The 25106-nt window shown below is 68.7% G+C and carries 19 protein-coding genes and 4 pseudogenes; 13 read left to right on the top strand and 10 right to left on the bottom strand.

Annotated elements, in window-relative coordinates:
* Positions 1-100: 100 nt before the first annotated feature.
* A complete protein-coding gene (locus tag K4B79_RS42040; RefSeq protein ID WP_232032717.1) occupies positions 101-583 on the bottom strand; it encodes a hypothetical protein in 483 nt (160 codons plus the stop codon).
* An 87-nt stretch (positions 584-670) separates the two neighbouring features.
* On the opposite strand from K4B79_RS42040, the gene K4B79_RS42035 reads away from it, so the two are divergent.
* A complete protein-coding gene (locus K4B79_RS42035; RefSeq protein ID WP_232032716.1) occupies positions 671-1549 on the top strand; it encodes a hypothetical protein in 879 nt (292 codons plus the stop codon).
* 71 nt (positions 1550-1620) lie between these two features.
* Here K4B79_RS42035 and K4B79_RS42030 read toward each other — a convergent pair whose 3' ends face one another.
* The 4 genes from K4B79_RS42030 to K4B79_RS42015 form a co-directional block, all read right to left on the bottom strand.
* On the bottom strand, positions 1621-2451 hold the full coding sequence (locus K4B79_RS42030) for a hypothetical protein (RefSeq protein WP_232032715.1): 831 nt from the start codon (positions 2449-2451) through the stop codon (positions 1621-1623).
* Complete coding sequence (locus K4B79_RS42025) at positions 2448-6515, bottom strand: AAA domain-containing protein (protein WP_232032714.1); 4068 nt, start codon at positions 6513-6515, stop codon at positions 2448-2450. Before K4B79_RS42025 ends, K4B79_RS42030 begins: the two co-directional genes overlap by 4 nt.
* Before the next feature lie 818 nt (positions 6516-7333).
* Entirely contained in the window at positions 7334-8329 is a 996-nt protein-coding gene (locus tag K4B79_RS42020) for a hypothetical protein (protein ID WP_232032713.1), read from the bottom strand.
* 282 nt (positions 8330-8611) lie between these two features.
* Positions 8612-9118: an ATP-binding protein gene (locus tag K4B79_RS42015; protein ID WP_232032712.1), complete on the bottom strand. Its 507-nt coding sequence runs from the start codon at positions 9116-9118 to the stop codon at positions 8612-8614.
* A gap of 85 nt (positions 9119-9203) precedes the next feature.
* On the opposite strand from K4B79_RS42015, the gene K4B79_RS42010 reads away from it, so the two are divergent.
* Positions 9204-9626 (top strand): hypothetical protein, encoded by a 423-nt coding sequence (locus tag K4B79_RS42010; protein ID WP_232032711.1) that lies wholly within the window; start codon positions 9204-9206, stop codon positions 9624-9626.
* Positions 9627-9863: 237 nt separating this feature from the next.
* Here the strand turns inward: K4B79_RS42010 and K4B79_RS42005 are convergent, their stop codons facing one another.
* Positions 9864-10889 (bottom strand): YncE family protein, encoded by a 1026-nt coding sequence (locus tag K4B79_RS42005; RefSeq protein ID WP_232032710.1) that lies wholly within the window; start codon positions 10887-10889, stop codon positions 9864-9866.
* A 673-nt stretch (positions 10890-11562) separates the two neighbouring features.
* Here K4B79_RS42005 and K4B79_RS42000 point away from each other — a divergent pair.
* On the top strand, positions 11563-12771 hold the full coding sequence (locus tag K4B79_RS42000; protein ID WP_232032709.1) for a PQQ-dependent sugar dehydrogenase: 1209 nt from the start codon (positions 11563-11565) through the stop codon (positions 12769-12771).
* Positions 12772-12880: 109 nt separating this feature from the next.
* Here K4B79_RS42000 and K4B79_RS41995 read toward each other — a convergent pair.
* Positions 12881-13399: pseudogene (locus K4B79_RS41995) on the bottom strand (transposase family protein); the annotation flags it as partial.
* Between the two features lie 461 nt (positions 13400-13860).
* On the opposite strand from K4B79_RS41995, the pseudogene K4B79_RS48875 reads away from it, so the two are divergent.
* From K4B79_RS48875 to K4B79_RS41955, 8 genes and pseudogenes are all read left to right on the top strand, one after another.
* A pseudogene (locus K4B79_RS48875) lies at positions 13861-13953 on the top strand (transposase); the annotation flags it as partial.
* 406 nt (positions 13954-14359) lie between these two features.
* Positions 14360-14839, top strand: a pseudogene (locus tag K4B79_RS41985) (zinc-binding dehydrogenase); the annotation flags it as partial.
* Positions 14840-14948: 109 nt separating this feature from the next.
* Entirely contained in the window at positions 14949-15818 is an 870-nt protein-coding gene (locus K4B79_RS41980; RefSeq protein WP_232032707.1) for an alpha/beta fold hydrolase, read from the top strand.
* 119 nt (positions 15819-15937) lie between these two features.
* A pseudogene (locus K4B79_RS48780) lies at positions 15938-16192 on the top strand (MFS transporter); the annotation flags it as partial.
* Positions 16193-16653: 461 nt separating this feature from the next.
* Entirely contained in the window at positions 16654-17469 is an 816-nt protein-coding gene (locus K4B79_RS41970; RefSeq protein ID WP_232032706.1) for an oxidoreductase, read from the top strand.
* Positions 17470-17572: 103 nt separating this feature from the next.
* Positions 17573-17722, top strand: coding sequence for a hypothetical protein (locus K4B79_RS41965; protein WP_232032705.1), 150 nt, complete (start codon positions 17573-17575; stop codon positions 17720-17722).
* Between the two features lie 338 nt (positions 17723-18060).
* The gene (locus K4B79_RS41960; protein WP_232032818.1) at positions 18061-18651 is read left to right on the top strand and encodes a TetR/AcrR family transcriptional regulator; all 591 of its coding nucleotides are present in this window, start codon (positions 18061-18063) and stop codon (positions 18649-18651) included.
* A gap of 234 nt (positions 18652-18885) precedes the next feature.
* Positions 18886-19302 (top strand): hypothetical protein, encoded by a 417-nt coding sequence (locus tag K4B79_RS41955; protein ID WP_232032704.1) that lies wholly within the window; start codon positions 18886-18888, stop codon positions 19300-19302.
* Here K4B79_RS41955 and K4B79_RS41950 read toward each other — a convergent pair whose 3' ends face one another.
* The 3 genes from K4B79_RS41950 to K4B79_RS41940 all read right to left on the bottom strand — a co-directional run bounded on the left by K4B79_RS41950 (position 19303) and on the right by K4B79_RS41940 (position 21678).
* Positions 19303-20067: a hypothetical protein gene (locus K4B79_RS41950; protein WP_232032703.1), complete on the bottom strand. Its 765-nt coding sequence runs from the start codon at positions 20065-20067 to the stop codon at positions 19303-19305.
* Between the two features lie 170 nt (positions 20068-20237).
* Positions 20238-20780: a hypothetical protein gene (locus K4B79_RS41945; protein WP_232032702.1), complete on the bottom strand. Its 543-nt coding sequence runs from the start codon at positions 20778-20780 to the stop codon at positions 20238-20240.
* Between the two features lie 445 nt (positions 20781-21225).
* Positions 21226-21678 carry a peptidoglycan-binding domain-containing protein gene (locus K4B79_RS41940; RefSeq protein WP_232032701.1) on the bottom strand — a complete coding sequence of 151 codons (453 nt, stop codon included), beginning with the start codon at positions 21676-21678 and terminating at the stop codon, positions 21226-21228.
* A 266-nt stretch (positions 21679-21944) separates the two neighbouring features.
* Here K4B79_RS41940 and K4B79_RS41935 point away from each other — a divergent pair, with 266 nt between their 5' ends.
* Both K4B79_RS41935 and K4B79_RS41930 read left to right on the top strand, forming a co-directional pair.
* On the top strand, positions 21945-24395 hold the full coding sequence (locus K4B79_RS41935) for a sensor histidine kinase (protein ID WP_232032700.1): 2451 nt from the start codon (positions 21945-21947) through the stop codon (positions 24393-24395).
* Positions 24392-25048 carry a response regulator transcription factor gene (locus K4B79_RS41930; RefSeq protein ID WP_232032699.1) on the top strand — a complete coding sequence of 219 codons (657 nt, stop codon included), beginning with the start codon at positions 24392-24394 and terminating at the stop codon, positions 25046-25048. Before K4B79_RS41935 ends, K4B79_RS41930 begins: the two co-directional genes overlap by 4 nt.
* Positions 25049-25106: the final 58 nt, after the last annotated feature.

Below are 25106 nucleotides of genomic sequence, written 5' to 3'. Positions count from 1 at the left end.
GTCGAACGGGTTGTCGCCCGTTGGCCACTGTAATGCCAGCGCGGACTCCGGGCCCGGATGCTCGATTCCAGGAAGAGCGTTCTACGGGTGCCCGTCGGGGTCAAGCAGCGCGCTCGTACGTGGTGCCGGCCCCGAAGACGTCGTCGAAGGGTAAGGCCCGCTGGCTGCTGACCAGGTGGTAAGCACCGCTGGTGGGGTGGAGGGTGTGGAAGCTGTTGTAGAGGACCTCCGCGGGTGTCAGGACACGGAGGTCGCCCAGGACGTAGTACAGCGGCACGGGCACATGGACGCCCATGAACTGCACACCTGCCAGGGCGCACTTGTGGGAGATGGCGTAGTTGCGGGAGGTGGTGCTGGGCATGCGCGCTTTGGCGTCTATGGTGACGAGTTCGCTGCCGCGGGCTGCGATGAGGTCGGGGAAGTAGCGCAGTGCCGAGGGCGTGTGGCGCAGGGCTTGCTGGATGGGGGCCGGGTAGGTGCCCTGTCCGCAGGGGTGGACGGTCCAGCCGCGTGCTTCGAGCGCGGTTTTGACGGTGTGTTCGTGCTGGTCTCCGATGGTCTTTCGTGCCAGCCAGTCGGCCACTGCTGCGCCTCCTCGTCCGCGGCCCCTCTTCGCGTAGTACGAAGTGCCACTGTTTCGTATTACCAATGTAGCGGCTATCATGCCGTCATGACGGAGTACGTTGACCCACGTTTTCGTCCCACGCTGTGGCCCGGATCCACCATCCCGGTCCCGCCCCTGACGCGGCGCATCAAGAACGTGCGTGTCAAGGGCGACTGGATCCTGTGGACTCCCGCTCCCTTCGAGGACCGCCCGGCCGTGGAGCTGCCCGAGGACTTCTACCTGCGCGAGCTGATGGAACTGCCGGCCGACGACCTCGAGGGCGCGGCCCGGATGATGGAGGCCTACGGCCCCCTCTTCGGCGGCGACCGCGACGATCTGTCCTTCGATAACGAGGACGTGTACTTCGAGGTGCAGGACATCCCCGAAGCCGACAGCGAGCAGCAGCCCTACCCGTTCGGCGTGCACCGCGATCTGGTGGCCGTCTACGTGCGGACCGCGCAGGCCGCGATCACGACGTGGCTTGCCTGCCAGCGCGAGGGCGGCCTCGAAGAACTCGTCCGGCCCCATGTCACCGAGGAGACCCTGGCCGATCTCCGCTCACAGACCCAGGACCACAAACCGCTGTGGCCGCAGTCGCTCCAGGAGCTGCAGGAGCTTCTCATCGACGCCGAACTCACCTCGCTACAGGAGGTGTTGAACCGGGCCCTGGGCCGCTTCAGCATCGGCATCGGTGATCTCTCCGACCGCTACCCCACCGTCTACTCCGTGGCGTTCCTGCAGCTGTACAACCACCTCGTCGAAGGCGCCACCGTCCACCACTGCGCCAACGAAAGATGCGGCCGCGCCTTCGTCCGCCAACGCGGCCGCGCCGCATACCGCCAGCACCGCACCACCGGAGTGAAGTACTGCTCCCGCGAATGCGCCCGCGCCCAGGCCCAACGCGAACTGCGCCGGCGCCGCAAACAGGAGGCCAGCAGTCCCTGAGGGGCGCGCCGGGGTCGCCGCATTCGCCTGATCGCTCGACGCATAGCGGTGCACATGACGCAGCCGAAGCGCTAGCGACTGGTCTCGAGGTCGTTGAGGACGGCGAGGACCGGGCCCCAGCACATGCCGACGGTGTCGCGGTCGGGTGTGACGCCTCGTTCTTGTTGTTGGCGCAGGTGGACGAAGTTGCGGTAGTCGCGGACGATCTTCATGAAGTCGTGGGCGTCCATCTGGATCCAGCCGCGGGTGCGGGCGGTGTCGAGCAGCAGGGAGAAGCTGGTTCGTTCGGGAGGCACGAGCTTGCCGTTGGGCAGGACGAAGCCTTGCAGCAGGGTGGGGTCGCGGTGGGTGAGGACGTCCAGGAGCAGTGCTTCGGCGAAGCTGCCGATGCCGATGAGGGTGAGGCCGTAGGCGCCGTGCTGTTCGCAGATCTGGGTTTCGGTGACGCGTTCCATGAGCTGCTGGAGGAAGGCTTCGCTGCTGACGAGGGGGCGTATGCGGGCTTCGAGGTCGTCGGGGACGGTGAAGACGGTGGTGTGGCCGTCGGTGCCGGGCTGGCCCAGGACGGGGCGTCCGGAGACATAGGTGACGGTGAGCTGTTCGGCGGCGAGGTGGGTGTTGAGTGTCTGGCGGATGAGGTCGGCGGAGGCGAGGCCGTCGTCGTATTCGAGCGGGTCGCAGATGCGGCACAGCAGCCGGCTGACGGCGGCCACATCGTCGGTGCTGGTGAGGATGTCGGTGAGCCAGGGGATGCGGGGTGAGCCGTCGTACTCGGCGGGCTGGGGCCATCCGGCGCGTTGGAGAAGCTGGGTGAGCTGATAGCCGCGGCGTTCGAAGGGGCCGTCGAGGTCGACGATGAGGCGGGCGACGCGTTCGAGGGTGAGGGGGTCGAGGGGTTTCACTGCGGGGTCTCCTTGTCTGCGGTGTGCTGGGCCTGTTCGAAGGCGCGGGTGAGGCGTTGGACGATGACGCGGCCGCGTTTTTTGAAGCCCAGTTCGGTGATGGCCTGGTTGATGCGGGTGTCGCGGTCGAGTTGGAATCCGTCACTCAGCAGCCAGGACGCCAGAGCCAGCAGGTCGGCGTCGGAGTAGTCGCCGATGCGGTCCGCTGCGGGTAGGGCGGGGCGGGGGCGGCGTGTGGACGCCGCTGGAGGCGGGGGTTCTGCCGGGGCGGGCGTGGGGGCGGGATCGGCGGGGGTTTCGTCGGCCTGTCGTACGGCTTCATGCCAGACGGCAAGGAGGCGGTCGATTTCGGTGTTCGGGTTGGTGAACCAGTCGGCGGCCCAGATGCGGTGGAAGCGCCAGCCGAGTCGTTCCAGGTGTGCCTGGCGCAGGCGGTCGCGGTCTCGGGCGCTGGGAGCGCTGTGGTAGCGCTCGCCGTCGGTTTCGACGGCGAGGAGCATCTGGCCGGGGCGTTCGGGGTGGCCGAGGGCGAAGTCGATGCGATAGCCGGATACGCCCCACTGCGGTGTGACGGGGACGTCGGAGGCTTCGAGGGTGGCGAGGACTTGCTGTTCGAAGCCGTTGAGGTTCCAGTCGGTGTGTGCGGTTCCGGTGCGCTGGAGGTCTCCTCCGTGGGAGCAGTACTCGAGGAAGGCACGCAGCAGTTCGGGGCCGCGGTTGCGGGTGTTTTTGAGTTTGCCGGGGTCGAAGTCGTGGTGGGTGAAGGAGCTGACGACGGTCATCGACTGGCGGGCGCGGGTGATGGCGACGTTCAGGCGGCGCTCTCCGCCGTCGTTGTTGAGCGGGCCGAAGGACATGGAGAGCCGGCCGTTGGAGGCTTTGCCGTAGCCGATGCTGAGGATGATGGCGTCGCGTTCGTCGCCTTGGACCTGTTCGAGGTTCTTGGTGAAGAAGCGGCGCCGGGCTCCGGCGTCGGGGCTGAAGAATTCCTGGAGTTCGGGGTGGTCTTGGAGGGCGTGGCGCAAGGCGAGGTTGATGCGGTCGGCGTGGCGTTGGCCCATGGTGATGACGCCGAGGCTGAGATGGGGGGTGTGGGTGGCGTGGTCGAGGGCCAGTTCGACGACGCGTTCGACTTCCTCGGGGACGGAGCCGCTCTGGCCGGGCTGGGCGTGGCCGTCGACGGCCACGAGGCGGATGGGGCTGGTGAGGGTGGTGCCGGGGAAGGTGACGAGCCGGTCGTCGTAGATGGTGTGGTTGGAGAAGGCGATCAGGCGTTCGTCGCGGCTGCGGTAGTGCCATTTCAGGGTGTGGACGTGGGGCAGGCGGCTGCAGAGCAGGTCCAGCAGTGACTCGTAGGCGGCCGGGGGCGCAGCGTCGTCGAGGTCGTCGTCGGTGTCCTCTTGTGTGCCGCTGAGGACGCGCTGGAAGAAGGTGGTGGGCGGGAGTTGGTGGGGGTCTCCGGCGACGATGACCTGCCGTGCGCGCAGGATGGAGGTCATCGCGTCGTGCGGCAGGACCTGGCTGGCCTCGTCGAAGATGACGACGTCGAACAGGCGGGTGGCCGGCAGGACACGGCTGACGACGAGGGGCGACATGGCCCAGCACGGCTTGGCGGCCAGCAGCACGTCAGGGGCCTTCTCGACGAGCCTGCGCAGCGGGAGGTGCCGGGACTTGCGGCGGGCCTGGGTGCGCACCAGGGTGTTCTGGTCGGGGTGGGCGTCGCGGACCTTGCGGAGCCGGACGGCGACCTCGTAGCGGACCCGGGCGGGGTTGCTGTCACGGTGGATGAGGTCGTTGCGGCGGAACTGCTCGACGACGTGGTCGTGTTCGAGGCGGGTGAAGGAGCGCAGGTAGGTGGAGCGCAGGTGCGCCTCCTCCAGCACTGATGACCACCACAGGTAGTCGAAGGTGGCCACCGCCGTGTCGGGGTCGGCGTCCGTGTGTGCCAGCTCGTCGAGGAGGCCTGCGAGTTGGGCCGCTTCGAGGCGGTCGGTGAGCTGGTTGAGTTCGGGCATGCGCAGCAGGGTGTCGCGGTCGCCGTCGAGGCGCTGAAGGGTTTTGTCGACGTCGTCGACGGGAGCGGTCTGCCAGCCGTCCCAGCGCACGCACAGGGCTATCGCGGCCAGACGGCTCTGCAGATCCGTGAACGCGGCCAGGGCGCCGTTGAGGCCGGGGACGGTCCAGGGGGTCGCATTGCCGGTCACGGACAGCGCCTGCCAGCGGGCGTGCTGGTCGGCCGCCTGGAGGAGGGCGGCGTGCAGCGCATGGCGTTCGCGCAGACCGTCCTTGGTCAGGCCACGCGCCTTTTTGATCAGCTTCCGGCGGCTGAACCAGCTGATGTTCCGGTCGTGCTCCTTGCGCCAGGCGCGGCTCGCGGTGGCGGCGATGAGATCGTCCAGGCCGGGGGCGAAGACGGCTGCTTCGAAGCGGGCCAGTGTCGCGGTGACGTCCTGCAGCAGGGTGAGCAGGGCCTGCCATCCCTCAAGGTCGTCGGCCGGGCGCAGGCCTGCGGTGTCCACCAGGTGGGCAAGGGTGCGGCGGGTGTCGCTCAGTGCTGTGCCGGTGAGCTGGTCGAGGCCGGCCACCACGGCGCGCAGTTCGTCCTCGGTGCGGGCCTGGGTGTGGGACCAGGGGGATTCGCCGCGGCGGATGGTCAGTCCTTTCTTGGCGACGAAGGTCCGCAGATCCTGCTCTATCTGGCGATGGTGCTCGCCGTGGAGGTGGCGCAGTGCGGAGCCGCGCAGACGCAGACGGGTGTGATGGGCGGGCGGGCAGCCCATCAGGTGGGTGATCGCCTGGTGCGGGCTCACCTGCCAAGGAGTAAGCGGCTGGTGGAACTCCTGTATGTGCCGGAGGGTTTCCTCGCGGTAGTGGGCCAGGCCGGTGTGCAGGTCGGCCGGGCGGGGCGGAGCCTGCTGGCCTGCGCGCTCCAGGGCGTCGTGGAGTTGCTGGGCGATCTGGCGGCGGCTGAGTTTGTTGCCGTGGAGGTCGAAGACCAGTCCGTCCAGGTCCACGGTGGCGAGGCTGTCGGTGACGGCTTCGATCGCGGCGCGTTTCTCCGCGACGAACAGGACGCGTTTGCCCTGGGCCGAGAAGGTGGCGATCAGGTTGGCGATGGTCTGGCTCTTGCCCGTGCCCGGCGGTCCTTCGATCACCAGGTGGGAGCCGGCCAGCGCGGCGCTGATGGCTTTCTGCTGGGAGGCATCCGCGTCGAGAACGAGGTACTCCGAGCGGGGCGGGATGTCGTCGGCGCCGGCTGGAGCGCGCGGGCCGGTGTCCTCGGCCAGAGCACGGTTTGCCTCCCGGTCGCCGGCCAGGGCGGCGATGACCGGGTGGTCGGCCAGCAAGTCGGTGGCGTTGCGCAAGTCCTGGACCATGGGCAGCCGGTCGAAGCTGAAGACGCCCGCCACGATGCGTTCTTCCAGCTCGGCCGTCAGGCTGCTGCGGACGAGAACCGCCTCAAGAATCTCGTAGGCGCGGGGGATGCGATCGGCCGGGTCCGCGCACTCCTCCAATGCGGTGGACACCTTGTCGGCGAGAGCTTCCGTGTCGCCGTCCATGCCGTACTGGCGGCTGAGCGCGTACAGCAGCACCGGGTTGATCTCCGCCTCGCCCGCCGTCTCGAGGACGAAGTCGTTCTCGGACGCCGTGCGCGGCTGGATGACCAGAGGCTGCAGCAGCAACGGGGCACGCAGCGCCGGCACAGGGGTGCTGCCGCGCGTGGGCGGCGGGTCGACGCGCAGCAGGCCAAGAGCCAGGCGGCCGGCCTCGATGCCCTGCTCCTCGTCCAGTTCCACCATCCTGCGGCGCAGGCTCCGTGCCCGAGTGCAGGCAGGACCGTGGTCGGCGGCAGCGGGGAACAAGGCGGCCAGGCGGGTCTTGCGTCCGGCCAGGAGCGAGGTCAGAGCCTGCCCATCCGCGTCGGTCACATCCAGCGACGCCGTTTTGGTGTCCTTGAAGTGCAACAACGTGTTGTAGGGGCCGAAGTCGACCAAAGCATCGGCCCACTGCTGTGCCTCAGCGGCCACTTTCTCCCGACGGGCCTGCCGTGCGATGGCTTCCACGTGTCACCCCTTACCAACCGGCTGTCGAACCCGGCCCGTCTCGCGCCGGAGCCGCCCCGCGTGAGGCGAACAGGTCAACGTACGAAGCTCAAGGCACCTTTAGACAGAGGGAGTTGGAGCGCACGAAGGGCGTGAAAGAAGCACACACGGCGCACCGGGAGCGCCCGGAAGACGAGGCTCCGCGTCTCTGCCTCCCGTCACCGATCAGTCCGTGGCAGGCAAGTGGCTAGGAGCCGCGGGTCCAGAAGCCAGCACCCCCATCCACACGCCGGCGTGGTACGCGGCGCAGTCGCGCTTCACAGGGCCTGGCCCGCCGCGCCGGCCGTGGCACATCCACAGCCACCCGGCCCACGCGGGTTTTCTCCAGCCGCTTCCCGTCCGCGGTCCCCAACGCGGATTCCCGTGCCGCTTGCGACAGTCCACTGCAAGTCTCCAGAGTCCGGACACACCCGCCACGCCTCCAGCAGCCCTGTTGCCATCAGTTGATCAAGCGCGCTGGGCAGTTGCGGAGGCTGGAGGCCGCAGGCACGACCCTCACTGGTGGATCATCACCCCGGTCGGCAAGGCCATCGAGACCGCCATGCACCTGTCCATGCACGACACCCTCGCCTTCGCCACGGTCACCCCGCGCTCCAGGGGCGACGGCTTCACCAGCCAGACCGCCATCACCCGATTCATCAACCACGCCAACCACTACCGCCACACCACGGGGCTCCCCGAGATCCCCCCGGGCAAGGTCACCCCGCACATGTTCCGCCGCACCATGGCCATGCTCACCCGCGACTACCCCGGCTCCGAGATCGCCGTCGGCATGCAGCTCAAACACGCCGGCCACCAGAGCACTGGCCAACCGCTCGACCCAGGGCTACATGGACCACGACCCCTCCTGGGCCCGCCTGTTGACCACCGCCATCGACGAGCGCCGCCTGAACCGTCTGAGGGACCTCTTCGACACCGACAGCCGCGGCGAGACCACCGGATACGGGCCCGGCGCCGACCACATGCGCCAGGCTTTCGCCGCCGTCCGCGAGAAAGCCGAAGCGCTCCGGACCAGCGGGAAAGCCCAGCGCGGCGACATCCGCGTCGAACACGGCCTGCTCAAACGCACCCGCCTGTCGATCCGGTTCGGCAAGCTCAACCACTGCACCCTCGACGAGAACAACCCCGTCGGCGCCAAGTGCCTCGAAGACGCCGTCGTCCCCACCGGCCACCGCGGCCCGCTCATCGACCGCTGCCAGCCCGCACACTGCGCTAACAGCATCATCGCCCCCGAACACCTGCCGATCTGGCAGGCCGAACACGCCTCCCCGACCGCACTGCGCAACCTGCCCGGCCTCCCGGCGAACCGCACAGCTCTGATCGACGACGGTTCCGGTGTAGTCGTTGAAACCCTCAAGGATCTCCAACGCGCTCCGCGCACGCGCCAGAGCCCCCTCCTCGTCGCCGTGGGCCCAGAGCGCGAAGCTCAGCGCGGCCAGGGCGTACGAACGGTAGAGCTGCTCCCCGTGCCGCTCCGCGATCTCCACCGCTCGCTCGCTGGTGACCAAAGCATCGGGATGGCCCAGCCGGACCTGGACGATGACCTTCTGGAACAGCCAGAAGAGCTGTTCCGGTCCGTCTCCCGTCGACCGGTGCATAGCCAGGGCCGCGTCAAACAGATACAGGACCCCCGCCTCCCGCCGGAAGGAAGCCAGCGTCCCGCGCAGGCCCTGGACATCGGCCTCGACGGACGCAACGGCAAGCCGTCCGCACAGGTCCTGGACGACGTCGAGCCGTTCCTCGGCTCCGGTGAAGTCGCCCTGCAACAGTGCCACCCATGCGGCACACCACAGCACTCGGGCCCGGACCGGGGCAGGGCGGGAGTCAGCGGCGAGCAGCCGGCCGAGCTGCCGGCGCCCTTCGGCCAGGAAGCCGTCCGCGCACCAGTGGAAACGCAGCGCCACAGCCAGTCACAGCCCGGCCTGACCGACGGAGGCGTCATCGGCGTCAGAGACATCGGCGTTCGGGCACTCCAGTGCCGCCACCAGATTCACGTGTTCGCCGCGCAGCCAGGCCAGGACGTTCTGCTGGTCGGCGCCGAACCACCTGTCAGCGAATCACTCGGCACGGCCCACATAGAAGTCCCGGTGCCGACGCGACAGTCGCGAATGCTCACCGGACACGGCAACTCCCATACGCCCGCACTCACGGATCGTCTCCAGCAAGCAGTAGCGGCACGGTCCATCGCCCTTCGTCATCAGCACGACCGACTGAGCCACCAGTCGATCCAGGAAATCCATCACCCGATGCGTCGGCAACCCGTCACCCGCACACACCTCCTCGACGGCATCCAGGGTGAAGGAACCGGAGAAAACCGACAGGCGCTCCCACAGCAGACGCTCCGAGGGGGCGCACAGCTCGTAGCTCCACCCGATCATCCCGCAGAGCGTGCGCTGGCGCGGCAGCGTGGACCGGCAGCCACCGGTGAGCAGCGCGAACCGGTCCTCCAGCCGGCCCAGGAGTCGCTCCACGGACAGCGTCCCCAGCCAGGAGGCGGCCAGTTCCACGACCAGCAGCAGCCCACCGAGGACGGACCACAACCCGACAGCCTCGGTCCGGCCCAATGCGGCCCCTCTCCATTGCTGCTGTCCGTGGCCGCCCCTGTGCTCCCCACGGGGGCTGGCACCGCCCCCGGCTGGAGCGTCCGACATGGCGGCTTCCGGGAGAACCGACAACCTGCCCGCACCGCTGACGACCTTCGTGGGCCGCCGCCAGGAACTCGGGGAGATCGGCGGACGCCTCGATCAGGCCAGACTCGTCACGCTGACCGGAGCCGGTGGAGCGGGCAAGAGTCGGCTCGCCCTCGAAGTGGCAGCCCGGCGGACCGAACGGCATCAGGACGGCGTATGGCTGGTGGAGTTGGCCGGGCTCGCCGATCCCGTCCTCGTCGCACACACCGTCGCCGGCGTTCTTGATGTTCCCGAGCAGGGAGGAAGGCCCCAGACCGCCGTTCTCACCGAGCGTCTCCGCAACTGCGACATGCTGATCTTCCTGGACAGTTGTAACCCATCTGGGCACCGTGCTCGGCGCCGTCCAGGAGCGCGCCCGCGCTTACTGGGTCTTCGCGGTTGAGCGGTGTGGCTGACGCTGGCGGCGAGGGTGTCGTCGCGGTCGGTGTTCGGTCTGCGGGGTTCCGGCCCTGGATGCGGAGAGCCCGTGGTCTTGCATGATCATTTCTGTTCTTCGCTCAGAACGATCATGCAGAGGCCACAGGGACGCCGCCCCGAGTGGCCCTGGACCCTCGTCCACCACCTCAAGCACCTGCATCCCTGGCCTGCCGAGTTGGTCCCGAACCCAGAGTGATCGGCCTCAGGAGACGGCGGGCAGCAGCACCGAGGAGTCGGGTTCCATTTGGGTGCCGAAGCCGCCGACGACGGCGAGCCGGTCCAGATCGACGACGGCGATCCGGTTGGTGCCCAGCAGGGAGACGTACGCCAGGGGCCTGCCGGGGTGAAGTGACACGGCGGCTGGGGTCCCGTCGAACTGAAGGGAGCGGAGCGGCCGCAGGTCGGTGGTGAACACGGTGAGGGTGCCCGCGACTATGTCCGTCACCAACAGCCGCTCGTCGTCGAGGGTGTAGACCCGCAGCGGGTCTCCGCCAATCTTCCGGCTCCGCCGCACCTTCATGGTGCGCGCGTCCATGGCGACGAGGGAGGAGCTCTTACGGGCACCGACGAACAGCGTCTTCTCGTCCCGGCTCAGACAGCTGCTCTCGGGCAGTTGGCCGGGAGTCACCAGGAGCGGTGGGACGGAGGCGTCGTGGGGGCGCACAAGGCTCACCGTGTGCGACAACAGGCCGGTGACGTAGGCTCGTTCGCCGTCCCGGCTGAGTGTGAACAGATGGGTCTTCACCCCGTGCGTGGGTACCGCCCTGGTCGGTGCCTGGTCGGTGGACGGGGTGTCAAAACCGAGCAGTACCGCCTTCTCCTCACTCAGGGCGTACAGCCGGTCGTGGCGGTCGATGCCCATGCCGTGGATGCGGTTGAACGGCCGGGTGTCGATGGTCCGGGCCAGGGACCGCTCGACGAGGTCGATGACGAAGACCGCGGCGCCGCCCTCCCCGACGACGGAGGACATGCGCACTCCATAGTGCCCGACATAGGCGAATCGCCCCCGCGAGTCGACGACCATCTCATGCGGATAGTCGGGCAACCCGACGGTCTGCAGGCGCTGTCCCGACGCGGCGTCGTAGAAACCGACCGCGTGGCTGCCCTTCTCCACCACCACCAGTACGTCGGCCTCCACCGCCCGGGGAGCACCGGCAGCCTGTGTGGTCAGCCCGCTCGCTAACGTTCCGGCGCCCGCCGCCTTGATCACCGTACGACGCGTTACCACAGTCCCTCACCTCGATCTCTCAACAGCCCGTCATCGTCGTCGGCGCGGGACCGCGGCCCCCGCGTCCAGGCATGAGTCTGCTCGACACGGAACCGTGGCGTCCAGATCTTCGCCAGAGCGCCGGCACCCACACGAACTGAACCACCGGCCCCCGCGGGCCCCGTCACCCAGCCGGGGTCGCACCGAGCGGAAGGACCCGAGCACGACGGCGCCGGCCGAACCCATCGGCGTCGTCGCACGGCAGGAGCGAGCTGATCGCGTGACGAACTCTCAAGGGCCGCCGGCGCGAACGTCAACAGCAGCCCGGCGACGGCAAGACGCGAGCGCCGTCGCCGACATCCTCGTACGGATCACCCGACTTCCCCGGACCCCCAGATCCCGACTTCCCCAGACCCCCAGATAGGGGCGATCAGGCGACCACCGCCGCCTGGAAGACCATGGCCGGACTGACCCTGTCCGGAGTAGGCCGGACAGGGACTAGGCCACCGCGCACCTCCTATGTTGAACTGCCCGTTCATCAGGGCGAGTTGCACGGTGGCCCGCCTCATGCGCAGAAAGCGGAAGCCCCTCGTGGGTGTGCGCCCCGAGAGCAAGCCCGCGCACACCTCAACCTCGATCGGCTACACCCACGCAACGGGACGCCGTCGCGGAGTCCCCCAACAAAGGAGCTTGAATGTCAAGACTCAGACGAGTAGGCCTCGGGTTGACGATGGCTGCTCTGCTGTCCGCCACGGTCGTGCCGGCCGCGTCCGCAGCGCCGGACGGTTCTGGTCACGGTGTACCTCTGGACCAGTTGACAGTGGTCACCACCCCGGTGGCATCCGGTCTGAAGCAACCGGTCGCGATGGTCGCGGCCCACGACCACAGCGGGCGGATGCTCATCGCCGAGAGAGCCGGAACGGTCCGGGCCTTCCACCCGAAGGACGGGCTCGCCGCCGACCCTGTGCTGGACATCAGCGACCGGGTGAACAGCACCGGCTTCGAACGCGGCCTGCTCGGCATCGTCCCGGCGCCCGACTTCCGCAAGACATCGCAGGTGTACGTGGCCTACACCAGCCGGCCGGACGGAGCATTGACGCTGTCCCGGGTCCCGCTCGGCGACCCGGCGCGGGAGCAGGTGCTGCTCACCCAGGAGCACTCCCAGTTCACCAACCACAACGGCGGCCAGCTCGCGTTCGGCCCTGACGGCTACCTGTACTGGAGCCTCGGCGACGGCGGAGGCGGCGGGGACCCGTTAGGAAGCGGGCAGAGCCTCGGCACGCTGCTCGGCAAGATCCTGCGCCTGGACGTGAGTCGCTCCTGCGGCGAGCTCACCTACTGCGTCCCGAAGAACAACCCGTTCGTCGCCACGCCCGGGGCTCGGCCGGAGATCTGGGCCTACGGTCTGCGCAACCCGTGGCGGTTCTCGTTCGACAAGCTCGACGGCTCCCTCTGGGTGGGCGACGTCGGTCAGAGCGCGTTCGAAGAGATCAACCACACCAGGGCCGGGCTCGGCGGGCTCAACTTCGGCTGGTCCTGCAAGGAAGGGCCCGCGGTGTTCAACGCCGAACGCTGCGAACCGGACGCCAACTACACCGACCCGATATTCCACTACCAGACCGGCGTTGACGGCTGCTCGGTCATCGGCGGACACGTCTACCGCGGCCAACGTCACGCCCGCCTCGCCTTCGGCACCTACGTAGCGACCGACTGGTGCTCCGGGACCGCATGGGCAGTGCGCGAGAACGGCGACGGCACCTACCGCAGCGCCACGATCGGCCAGTTCCCGACCCAGGTCAGCTCGTTCGCCGAAGACCGGTCCGGCGAGCTGTACGTGATCACCGACCAAACCGGCGAGCTGCACCGCGTCGGCTTCGAGCGCGTCGCACCGCGGGCGGACTGACCGTACGGCCGGGGCGGGGTGAGAGATGGAGCGTCATCTCCCACCCCGCCCCGGCAGGCGGTCAGCCGAGCCGGTACCGGTAGGCCGGAACACAGAGCGTTTTCCAACCTCACGTCGACGCGTGGTGAAGGACGAGGACGGCCTTCAACACGTCGGTGATCCGATTGGTGCTGCAGCGGAGCTTCCGCAGAAGACGCCGGCCCTCGAGCGTGGCCATGGCCCGTTCGCCGGCACATCGGATCTTGGCGTGACTGGTGTTGTGGCGGCGCTTCCACCTCTTCAGGCGGCAACCGCGGAACGCGACCCGAACAGGCCCGCCGGCGCCTTGGTACACCTTGTCCGCCCAGCACTTCAGGCCCGCCTTGGTAAGCGCGTCGATGATCCCGTGGTACCTGGCAGCAGTGAGGTCGTGGGGCGATCCGGGCAGGGCGGGCGAGGCCCAGAGCAGGTGTCCGAACGGATCGGTGAGGACCTGGATGTTCATGCCTTGGCGCTTGTGTTTCCCGGAGTAGTACGGGGTGTTCGCAGTGATCCGGTCGATCGGCAGCAGGGTGCCGCCCAGGATCACGAACGCCTTCTCGCGGATCGTCCGCATCGCCTCGGCGAGCGAAGGCGCCAGGGCGGCCAGGAAGCCCAGGAGGTTGCCGGTGGCGTCGGTGAGGTAGTAGGAGGACTCCCCCCCAGTCGTCATGGAGTTCAACGTGCCCGCCGGTTCCCGGATGAAGCCGGTGTCGACGCCGTTCGTCGTCGTAGACGCCAGCCCCAGCGCGGAGTGGTGGAACCAGGTCGAACCCGGTGTCGTCCGCGCGGTGGCGGCGGTGCGGCCGCCGGCGGTCTCGTTGCCGGCCTTGTCGTAGGACCAGCCGGTCGTGGAGCCGTTCTGCGAGGTCAGCCGGCTGGCGTCGTTGTAGGTCCAGGTGGGCGTGGTGGGGCAGGTGGCGGCGGTGCCGTCCTGGGCGGTGAGGTTGCCGGCCTTGTCCCAGCAGTACAGCCAGGACGCCGCGCGGGCGCCGGCCGAGTCGGCCTTCAGCGCGTAGGACAACCGCTCCTGACTGTCGTAGGCGTAGGTGGTCTTGCGGCTGCAGTCGATTACGTGAGTACGCGGCGGGCCATGACTGGCTCACCATCGTCCAGCTGGCCAGCTATGCACCCGACCTCAATCCGGTCGAGGGCACCTCATCGAGGGCTGCCTCGCCGAAACATGCCTCTCGCTCGGCACGACAACAGAACGAAAAGATCAGTAGGGCCTTTTACACGGACGGCGTACTGATGGTCATCGACGGCATCGCCGCCCGACTGGCACCCGACGATCTCTCTCCCTCCCCCGCAGATCAAACGCCCACACGACGGCAGCCCCGACCAAACGGAGCTCCCGTTTGCCGCCACCGAGTCAAGCACGTTAGAATTATGAACGTACTGCTATAGGCTGCCCGGGATGCACAGCACCCCGTCCGCTCGCGGACGAGATACGGAGACGACGATGAGGGCCCTCACCGTAGAACGCTACGGGGACAAGGCCGGCGTGCATGTCGGCGAAGTGCCGGATCCGGAGGTGGGTGCGGACGATGTCCCGGTACGGATCCAGGCCGCGAGCACCGCCAACGTCGACCACGTGAAGGGCCTGGGCGCGGACGTCGTCGTCGACTACAGGAAGCAGGCGTTCGAGACAGTGCTGCACGACTACGACGTCGTGCTGGACTCGCTCGGCGGCCGTACGCTTCACAAGTCCCTGGAAGTTCTCAAACCTGGCGGAAAGGTCATCAGTGTCGCGGGCCCTCCCGACGCCGCTCTCGCCAGGGAGCTGGGAGCCGGTCCCGTCATCCGGCCGGCGATGTCCGCACTGAGTTTCCGCATCCGACGTGCCGCCCGGCGCCACAGGGTGACCAACTCGTTCCTGTTCATGAAGGCCAGCGGCGACCAGCTGCGCGAACTCACCCCTCTCGTCGAGACCGGCAGGATCCGCCCCGTCGTCGACACCGTCTTCCCGTTCGAGTCGGCCCCAGAAGCGCTGGAGTACCTCGAAGCGGGCCGTGCGAAGGCGGGCAAGGGCGTCGTCCGGATGACGTGAGGGGACAGCCCTGCCAGAGCATCAGGGCTGTCCCACATACCGGACGGACACGCCACCCGCCGTCCGCGGCACGAGAAGCCCCCCAAACCCGCCGCCAAAGGAACCGGACATGAGCACACCGCGGAACTCCCCCTCCCCCTCGACGGCCTCGTACAAGAACGCGGCGACCCGCTCCGTGTCCCTTCGCGGCGCGGACTTCGCCTACCGGGAACTCGGCCCCGAGGACGGCGTACCGCTCATCCTCCTGGTTCACCTCGCCGGGGTGCTGGACAACTGGGACCCGCACGTCGTCGACGGACTCGCCGCGTGGCGTCGGGTCATCACCTTCGACAACCGCGGAGTGGGCGGTTCGAGCGGCTCCACACCAGACACGATCGAGGCGATGGCCCGCGATGCCGTGCTGTTCATCCGGGCTCTCGGGTTCGACCAGGTCGATCTGTTCGGCCTGTCGATGGGCGGCTTCGTCGCGCAGGTCATCGCGGCGGAGGAGCCGGACCTCGTCCGCAAGGTCATCCTCGCCGGCACCGGCCCCGCCGGGGGTCACGGCATCGACAAGGTCCCGGCACTCACCATCCAGGCCACACTCAAGGGCGCTCTGACCCGTCAGGACCCCAAGCTCTCCCTCTTCTTCACCGACACCGCAAGCGGACGGCAGGCCGGACGTGACTTCCTGGAACGGCTGAAGGAGCGCACGCACGACCGCGACAAGGACATCTCGCTGCCGTCGCTCCGCGCCCAGCTGAAGGCCGTCAAGCGGTGGGGCCGCCAAACGCCGTCGGACCTGTCCGCCATTGGCCAACCGGTCCTGGTGGCGAACGGCGAGAACGACCGGATGGTACCCAGCCAGAACACCCTCGACCTGGCCGCCCGCCTGCCCCACGGCGAACTCATTCCCCTCTACCCGGATGCCGGACACGGGGGTGTCTTCCAGTACCACGACGACTTCGTGCTCCGGGCGCTTGAGTTCCTCGAGTCCTGAACCTGAGCGGCTGTCGCAGGAGCGTCAGCCTCACGGCCACAGCGTTGACGCTGGAAAGCGCAGCAGTCCGCGATACGGCGCCGAAGAGCAGCAGAGCACCCAAGGCCAGGGCGTAGGCCGGCATCTACGGTGCGATCGCCGGCGGCGGCGCCGTGGGCTTCATCCTCGGCGGCCTGCTAACCGAGCGCCTCGACGGGCGCTGGACGTTCTTCGTGAGCATCCCGTTCGCGGTCATTGCTGCCGCGGGCGCGTACTTGGTCATCCGTGAGCCGTCCGGCAGCCGCAACCGCGCGCCGCTCGACATCCCCGGCGTCGCCCTGCCCATCCTCGGTCCGCTCACGCCGGTCTACGCCGTCACCCGCGCCGCGTCCGAAGCCGGGGCGACTCCTCGACGGTCGGCAGCCGGTGGGCGGCTCGATCGGTACGGCCCTGCTCAACACCGTCGCCGCCTCGGCCACGACCGCGTACATCAAGGACCACAGGCCCAGCAGCGGCTGGTCCCGCCGGAGGGCCAGGCGCACGGGTGCACCAACGCGATCTGGTTCACCGTCGGCGCCCTCGTGCTCGCCGCAACGATCGCCTTCACCTTCGTCACCATCCGGCAAGCCGGAAGTCGGCCCGGCCTCCGGCGAGGCGGCCACCACGAACGTGGCCATCCCATTCGCCGCCCTCATCCACAGTGACCGCGCAGCTCGGGAAGTGCCGCGATCTTCCACGAACCCATCCGCGTTTCTCGGATCGCCGGACGCGACCGCTTGCCATCGACCCCATGACCACCCTATGGTCGTACGAGTGTAAGACATACGTTCGTACGACAAACCAAGGGAGCCCCGTGATGGCGACAACTCGGCCCGTAGCGCTCGTGACAGGTGCCTCATCCGGCGTCGGCAAAGAGACGGCCCGGGCCTTCGCCGCGGCGGGCTTCGAGGTGATCGGAACCGCTCGCAACGCCGCTCGGGTCACCGCGCTCGCCGGGGTGACCTACCTCGACCTCGACGTGACCAGTGAGGAATCGGTCGCCTCCGTGGTCAAGCAGGTGACCGACCGATTCGGGCGCATCGACGTCCTGGTCAACAACGCCGGCGTCGGCGCCAACGGCGCCGCCGAGGAGTTCTCCGCCGCCCGGACGCAGGAGGTCTTCGACGTCAATGTCTACGGCATCATGCGGATGACCAAGGCGGTTCTGCCGCACATGCGTGGTCAACGGCGCGGACGCGTCATCAACGTCTCTTCCCTCAGCGGGTTCCTCCCCACCCCGTTCATGGCCATCTACACCTCGACCAAGCACGCGGTCGAGGGCTACTCCGGATCGCTGGACCACGAGGTCCGCGAGCACGGCGTGCGGATCCTGCTCGTCGAGCCCGGCCCGATCAACACCCCGTTCGGGGACCACAGCGTGCAGGGTGACACCCCGATGGCGCTCTACGCGCCGGGACGGCGGACCTTCGACGAGGTGCTGGCGAAGAACCTCAGCGGCGGCGACGCTCCCGCCACCGTGGCCAAGGTCATCGTCGCGGCGGCCACCGACCGGAACCCGAAACTACGGCGCACCGCCGGCACGACGGCCGCCACCATCAGCGCGTTCCACCGCGTCCTTCCGGCCCGGATCTTCGACCGCATCGTCCGCAGGTTCAACCGGATGCCGAGCTGACACTCACCTTTCGCGCACCTGTGATGCAGACGCCGTCACCGGCAGCTCCGATCTTCCTGAATGTCCACTGATCAGTAACTCCTTGAATCACCGAGGAGGATCCATGCAGCGGCACACGGCCCGGCGAAGCGCGTCGAGCGCACAGCTGATGCGTATCTCCGCCTCCGGGGAGCGCACGGTGCTCGTCACCGGGCAGGTGGGCGAGGCGGACCGCAACGGCGTGTACAAGCTGCGTGCGGACGGTACCCCGTAGCACGTCGCCGCTCTGGACTCCGGCCCCAACGGGCCGGCACAACCGCGCCCTGTGGGTCAGCGACTTCAACAAGGGAACCCTGCTGCGCATCCGACCCCTGCTCCGATGTCGTGTTCGCCGCTCAGAACGGCTCCTCCTCGGACACAGCCCCGGACAGGGTCGTGGTCATCTCTCCCAGCGGCACCCACAAGCCCATCCTGACCAACGCGAACGGCCTTTCCTCGCCCTCCGCCACCGCTGTGCCGGGATCAACCTTCCCGGCTCTCCTCGCAGGCGCGACACTCTGACCCGACCACGACGGCAGCCGGGGCACACGCCCCGACTGCCAGGAGGAACACATCGTGCGGTACACGAAAGACCACAAGCAGCAGACACGGCAGCGGATCATCGCGACGGCCGGCCGCCGGCTCAAGCAGGACGGCATCGACGGCTCCGGCGTCGCCACGCTCATGAAGGACGCGGGTCTGACCAACGGCACCTTGTACGCCTACTTCTCCTCCAAGGACCACCTCGTCGCCACCGCCGTTGCCGACCAGATGCGCGCCCAGCACGAGGGCATCGTCGCGCAGGCGGCGCCCGGCCGCGCCGGGCTCGAACAGATCATCCGCTGGTACTTCACCCCCGACCAGCGCGACAATGTAGCGGACGGCTGTCCCAACGCCGCCCTGCTCGACGAGATCGCACGCTCCACGGATCCCACCAGGCAGGCCTACACCGACGGCGCACTGGTCCTCATCGACGGTTTCGCCGCCCGCCTGGCACCCCACGATCCGCCCTCCGCGCGCCTGAAGGCACTCAGCCTCCTCGGCATGATGGCGGGAACGCTGCAGCTCTCCCGCGCCCTGACCGACCGGCAGCTCGCCGACCAACTTCTCGAACAGGGCATCCGCAACGCCCTCGCACTCATAGATGCCGGACAGCACAACTGAGACGCCTTCCGCCTACGCCTCAGAAGCTGATCAGGTCGAACAAGTCCTCCCTGTCGCAGTCTTAGCCGCCTTTGCCGAGCAGGTTCCGGCACTCGCGGCTCGAGGAGACGAGGTCGCGACCTCCTTGGTCGACACACAAGTGAGGCCGCATACCGCAACGAGGTCACGCGGGTCTGCGACAGCGCCGAGGAACTGCTGGCTCAATACCCGCCCGACCAGGCGATGCGGGTGTGGATGGACCGGTTCATCGACTATCTGGCCACACGGCAGGGCAGGGCGGACGCGTTGAAGGCCGGGCCCGAGGCGGGCGTCCTGCGCTCCGACGTCGACCCTCTCGACGTCGGCTTCAGCCTCGGCGGCATCCTGCTGATCACCACCGACAAGGGACTGCGCGACCGCGCGGGCCGCATGCTCGGTCTGCTCCTCGACGGACTCCGCCACCGCGCCGGCCGAACCCTCGGGCCCGAGCCGGCCGCGGCGAGGCGAGGGCCCCTGCTCGCGCAGGGCCGCCGCGTCTTGGAGGCGGGGAACGCGGCGGTCGGCTGGGTCAGGGTGATGGGCCGGTATCAGCCGTGGCCGGGGTCTCGGATGCACCCACCGGCAGCGCTGCGGGTCGCCGGTCCGCTTCTTCGGCAGATACAGGCCGGCTGATCAGTGGCCGCTGTCGCTGGTGACCTTGACGGCGGCACCGAGGTTCGGCGCCGCCCTCCTGGCCAGTTCGTCGGCGTGGTCGCGATCCGCGCCCTGCGCCACGACGATGCTGACCGCCGATCCAGACACAGCGTCGCGTCGCACACCCGCGCCGACGACCGGGTACTGAGCGAGCACCGCCTCGTATGCGGCGATCGCCTCGGCAGGGAAACCGTCGTTGAAGTCGGTCTCCACAAAGAGCCCCGGCCCTGTGACCTTGAGGACCATCACACCGGAGAGTCTCCGGTGCCGGTCGCCCTCGGCGAGCATGTCCTTGAACACCGTCAATGCGCCGCCGGCATCGACCGTGGCGACCTCGATCCGCCAGCGCTCGGTTGCTTCTTTCCAGGGCTGATCATCGATGTCGGCGTTCACCACCTGGGCGTCGGCCGTCAAGGACCGCCACAGCGCCAGTACTTCATGGGTGCGCCTTTTGTCCGCGACCACGGTGAAGGTGATGCCGTCCGCCGTGATCCGACCGGTGATCTTGTCGTGACGGGCGACGTACTCCCTCATCTCGCCCGCCAGCTTGGTCACGCGGTCGGCAGAAGTGCCCTCCTTGAGAATCAGCGTGCCGTCCGATGTCCCCTTGAAGGGCAGCGTGTTGTTCTTGGTGGTGCGGATCTTTGCCACGTCCGGCGTGCCGGCCCAGGCTTCTTGGAAATCCGCGGCGAGTGCCGTGCCCTTGTCGATGGCGCAGCCGGTCAACCAGGGCAGGCCCAGCACGGACGCGATGATCGGAATCGGCCACCGCAGGGGGCTTCTTCTCAGTGTCGTCTCCTTACACGAGGGTGAGCGCTCCGGGGCCGATCAGTCCCGGGGCCCGGCCCGCGGTGTCGCGACCGGCTCATCAACTGGGCGGGGCGGCCGCCGTTGACGAAGATGGTTCGGGACCGTCAGTTCCCGAAGCCGGGCTGTGGCCGGCCGTTGTGGCGCAGTCGTAGCCGGCGCCGGGGGTGCGAGCGCAGCACCGGATGGAGGTTCCAGCCCTGCTCCGAGGCGACGCGCAGGACGTGACCGGCGCCGGCGCCCCGGAAGTAGTGTGCTGCGAGTTCCAGGTCGCGGTGGTACTCGCGGCGGTGCCGTGAGGTCTCCACTCGCCGGGTCTGCTGCTCGACGCGCCGCTCCACCCGCGTCTGGTAGTACGCCGTGTCGCCCTCGCGCAGCAGCCCCACCGGGGTCACGCACCAGAGCGGGACGAACGGCACTTGGCCCAGCGTGGCGTCCAGCATCCGTGTCGCACCGTTCTCGGCACGCGGCACCATGTAGACGATCAGCTCGGCCAACGGCGCCAGGCAGTAGACGCAGAGCGCGATGAGGACCCACACAACCCACCACAGCGGCAGGAACACCAGGGTCAAGGGGAGAAGCAGCAGCCAGCGCAGTGCGGCCGGGCGGACGGGAAGCGGCCCCCAGGCGGGGTCGTCGTAGTCGTGCACGGATAGTGCCCTTCGATCGCGAACGGCTGGAAGCCGTCCGTGGCACAGCCGTTGCGCGTGCCGTCCTGTGTGTACCTCGCGGAGGGCGAGCTGGAGGGCCTTGTCGCCGTTTCCAGTGCTGCCGTAGTCCATCCAGCCGTGTACGTTGCCGTGCCCGTCGTACCGTATCGTCGGCACCTTGATCAACTGCGCGGAGATGCCCGTGTAACTGCCGGTTGAACCGCCCGAGAGCCTCCTGCGTCACCGCACCGCGGTCAACGGATCCGGGCACTCGCCTTTGGCCGGCGACGTGGGACAGCAGGGGTGGAGCCCCGCAAGCGGTCGAGTGGACGCCGCCGCGCACCACGGCGGCGTCCGATTCCGCGCCGCGCCATCCCCTGGCCTGGGACGCGGACCGAGCAGTTCCCTGTCCACGTCGGGGGCCGGGCGGTGGATCGGCTGTTCGTCAGTTACAACTGATCCGCGCCCCGGTTTCTACGCTGTAGTTGGCCCACACCATCGCATCCCGCGTATTGGGGCCGTAGTCGCCGTCCGCCCTGACGCCCACCTTCTTCTGAACGGTGACGAGCGCCGACTCGGTGAGGTCTCCGAAGTCCCCATCCGTTGCCAGCCTGTATCCGTAGCAGGAATTCAGGTTCTTCTGCAGGGCGCGGACGGCTGTGTTGCTCATCCCCCAGTCCAGCCAGCAGTTGGACCCGTCGCCGGTGGCGTAGGGGACGTACTTGTACGAGGTGGGGTTTGTGACCTTGTTGTAGAGGTAAGCCCCGTAGGTGCAAGGGGAGGAAGCCGCAGCGGCGGTCGCAGACGGCGCGCCGGCGACAGCGCCGCCGAGGAGGCCGACCAGCAGGGCTCCCGCGGCCGTAGCCGACTTGGCGCGCCCGCTTCGGATTCTGATCAATTGTGCTCCACCTTCCGATTGTCGGGCGAATCGCCCGAGTTCCTGCACGACGGGAGTACGGGTGCGCCTTGAGCAGCGCGAACTCATGAGATCAGTGGCGTGATGCCGGATGCACCTGCCCGGTGTCGGCTCCGTACGACAGGCACCGTAGCCCGGTCCGGTCGCTGAGTGTGCCGGTCGTTCGCCCCACAAGGAACGGCCGCCGCGCACACCGGAATACGCGCAGGGAAGCGGACGAGACCGCCTCTCGTTCACTGCGGTGATCTTTGAGCGCGACTGCCGCTATTACCCTTGCTGCCATGCAGCATGGGGGGTACGGGGGGAACGGGGCCGCTGAGCCGATGCACGGCGCCGGGTCCAGCGAGCGCCTGTTGATCCTGACTCTCCAGCGGTATGGGGTGTGGCTCCGGTCCGGTGTGGTCTGCCTGTGCGGTGCGCTGGGTGTCGTGTTGGCGGATGTGGCGGAGATTCCGCCGGCGATGTCTCTGCTGGTGCCCGCTGTCCTGGCCTGCGGTGTGCGTCTTTACGCGCTGCGCCACCCGCGTATGTTCCCGGTCGCCCTGCTGTGGACGCTGGACGCGGCCGTGGTGGTGTTGACGGGGCTGTTTCAGCCGGTGCTCGGGGGCGAGGGCGCGGATGTGATGGTGGAGGCGATGGTCGGCATCTGCGTCGTCGCCTTCCAGTACGAGTGGGCGACGCGCCCAGTGGCCGCGTTTGGCCTGGCCGCGTTGGGGACTGTCGTCTGCGTGCTGGGAGACGTCCTCTCCTCGCCTGGGCACAGCGCCGACGTAGTACCCCTGGTGCGCATGTTCGTCCAGGCGGGTCTGTCAAGGGCTGCTTTCCTCATGGTTCGCGCGCGGGCCAGGGCGGCCGACCGGTCGGCCGCGGCCAGGGCGGCGTCGCGCCGCGAGGCCGCTGTCGCCGCCGCGCGCAGGGCGACCGAGCGCGAGTACCTGGCGACCCTGCACGATACGGCGAGCGCGACGCTGCTGATGGTCTCCCAAGGCGACGGCCGGGACTGGTCGTGGCTGCCGCCGCGGGCCAGACAGGATCTGGAGGCGTTGTCCGCCATGCCCGGATTCGAGACGGGAAGCGTCGACCTCGCGGCGCTTCTCAGCTGCGTGCCCGAGGGTGAGGGACCGGCCAGGGTGCAGCTCAAGACGCACATCGAGGGCCCGATCATGACTCCGTCCGGCCCGGGACTCGCGATATTCAACGGGGTCCGGGAGGCCGTCACCAATGTGGCACGCCATGCCGGAGTGCGGGAAGCGGAGCTCAGGGCGTGGCCGGAGGAGGGCGGCGTCGTCGTCGAACTGTCCGACGCGGGACGGGGCTTCGACCCGCAGTCCGTCCCCGCCCGGCGCCGCGGCATCTCCGGATCCATCATCGGCAGGATGCACACGGCCGGAGGCTCGGCCTTCGTTACCTCCCATCCCGGCACCGGGACCCGCGTGCAGTGGCGCTGGCACGGCCGGGACCGGGAGCCACAGGCGCAGGACGGAGCGCAGGTGACCGGCGACATACCGCGCCCGCCCCGCGTCCAGGCGCACCACAGCGCGGCCGTCCGCCTCATCCGCGGGCAGCTCCTCTACGGGGCTCAACTGGCCGTACTGCTGATCAGCCTGGTGTGGCAGTTCACCATCTCGCTGCGCCGGCTCATGGTCCACCAGGACGTGTACCGGCCCGCGTGGGCACAGACAGCCGCCTTCGTCTGCCTCGCCGCCGTCGCGGTGACCGGGGGCGCCTATCTGCTGCGTGGCAGACAGATCCCGCCAAGGGTGCGCGGGTGGAGCCTGGGCTCGGTGCTGGCCGCTTCGGCGGTATGCGCGTTCACGCTCCCACCGGGGCAGTCGACAGGTCCGGCGGACTGGGCGTTCGGAGTGGTCGGCTGGCATGCGCTGTTCCTGCTGGCAGACCTGCGCGTCGGGGTGTACGCGGCGTTCCTCGGGGCGCATATGGGACTCAACGCGACCGCTGTGTTCTTGTCGGGGGCGCCGCCCACCGCCGCCGAGTCGGCCGTCATGGGGATCTCCACGATATCCGCCTGCGGCTTCCAGTTCTCCGTCGGTGCACTGGTGACACGCCTGCTCCACGGTACGGCGCCGGCAGCGGGGACCGCGGCCGCACAGGAGGAAGAACTGCGAACCAGGGAACGCATCCACGAGGACATGCAGCGTGATCACAAGGAGCGCTACCGCGCCCTGACGGCGACGACGGTGCCGCTGCTGGTCGGCCTTGGCCACGGTGTGCTGAGCCCGCACGACGAGGAGGTCAGGCGGCGGTGCGGTGTGGAAGCCACCCGCATGCGCCGCCTGTTCGCCGAGGGCGATGCCGTCGCGGACCCGCTGCTGAACGAGTTGCGGGCATGCGTCGAGGTGGCCGAGCACCAGGGGGTGACGGTGAGCCTGGCCGTGCGAGGCCGGCCGGGTGAGGTGCCTGTCGAGGTACGCAGGGAGTTGGTCGACCCGGTGGCGGTGATTCTGGGCCATACCCGCTCGACCGCGCGGGTCACCGTCGTGTGGACCCCCCGCGCGGTACGTGTGAGCGCCATCAGCGAGGACTGCGCCGATGTCCACCATGGCGTGGGCGCGGCCTCGCCGACCCACGGCCGCGCCACGGACGCGAACGTGACCGTGGTGCGAACAACACGCGGCGGAAGTGTGTGGGTGGACGCCGGCTGGAGAAGACCGTCGGCCTCTGGAGTTGACCTGGCATGAGTGACAACGCACCGGTCAGCGTGGTCGTCGTCGACGACCATCCCGCCATCCTCGCGGGCATAGAGGCGTGGTACGCGGCATCGCAGCGGCCCATCACCGTGGTAGCGGCCGGCGGCGCCGTACAGGAAGCCTGGACCCCGCCGGGCAGCACGGCCGATGTCGTCATCCTGGACCTGCAGCTGGGCGAGGGCGGTCCCGCCTTCGGCAGCCTGCGAAGACTCGTCGACGCCGAACGGCAGGTCGTCGTCTACTCGATGCGGGATGACGAGCAGACAGCGCTCAACTGTCTGGACCTGGGAGCCGCGACCTTTCTGACCAAGAGCGAGGGCCGAGAGCACCTGGTCGAGGCGACGCTGGCGGCAGCCGATGACCGGCCCTACATGCCGCCCGCTCTGGCCGGGGCGCTGGGAACGAACACCCGCGCCGACCGCCCCCAGCTGTCCGCACGCGAGGAGGACGTGCTCATCGAGTGGTTCCAGTCGGAGTCCAAGGAGTTGGTCGCGCAGCGTCTCGGCATCTCCGTGCGGACGGTCAACTCGTACCTGGACCGGGTGCGGATCAAGTACGCGAACGTCGGCCGCGACGCGCGGACCAAGGCAAGCCTGGTGGCCCGCGCCATCCAGGACGGGCTGGTCGACGTGGCCGACCTCTGACTGAGCGTTCGCTATTGGTTCGTTGCCCCGCACCCCGTCGGAGCTGCCCGCACCGCGC

This window comes from Streptomyces lincolnensis (genome assembly GCF_021173675.1).
GTDB lineage: Bacteria > Actinomycetota > Actinomycetes > Streptomycetales > Streptomycetaceae > Streptomyces > Streptomyces lincolnensis_B.
The sequence above is the reverse complement of the archived record's forward strand: the minus strand, read 5'-3'. Positions and strand labels throughout refer to the sequence as shown.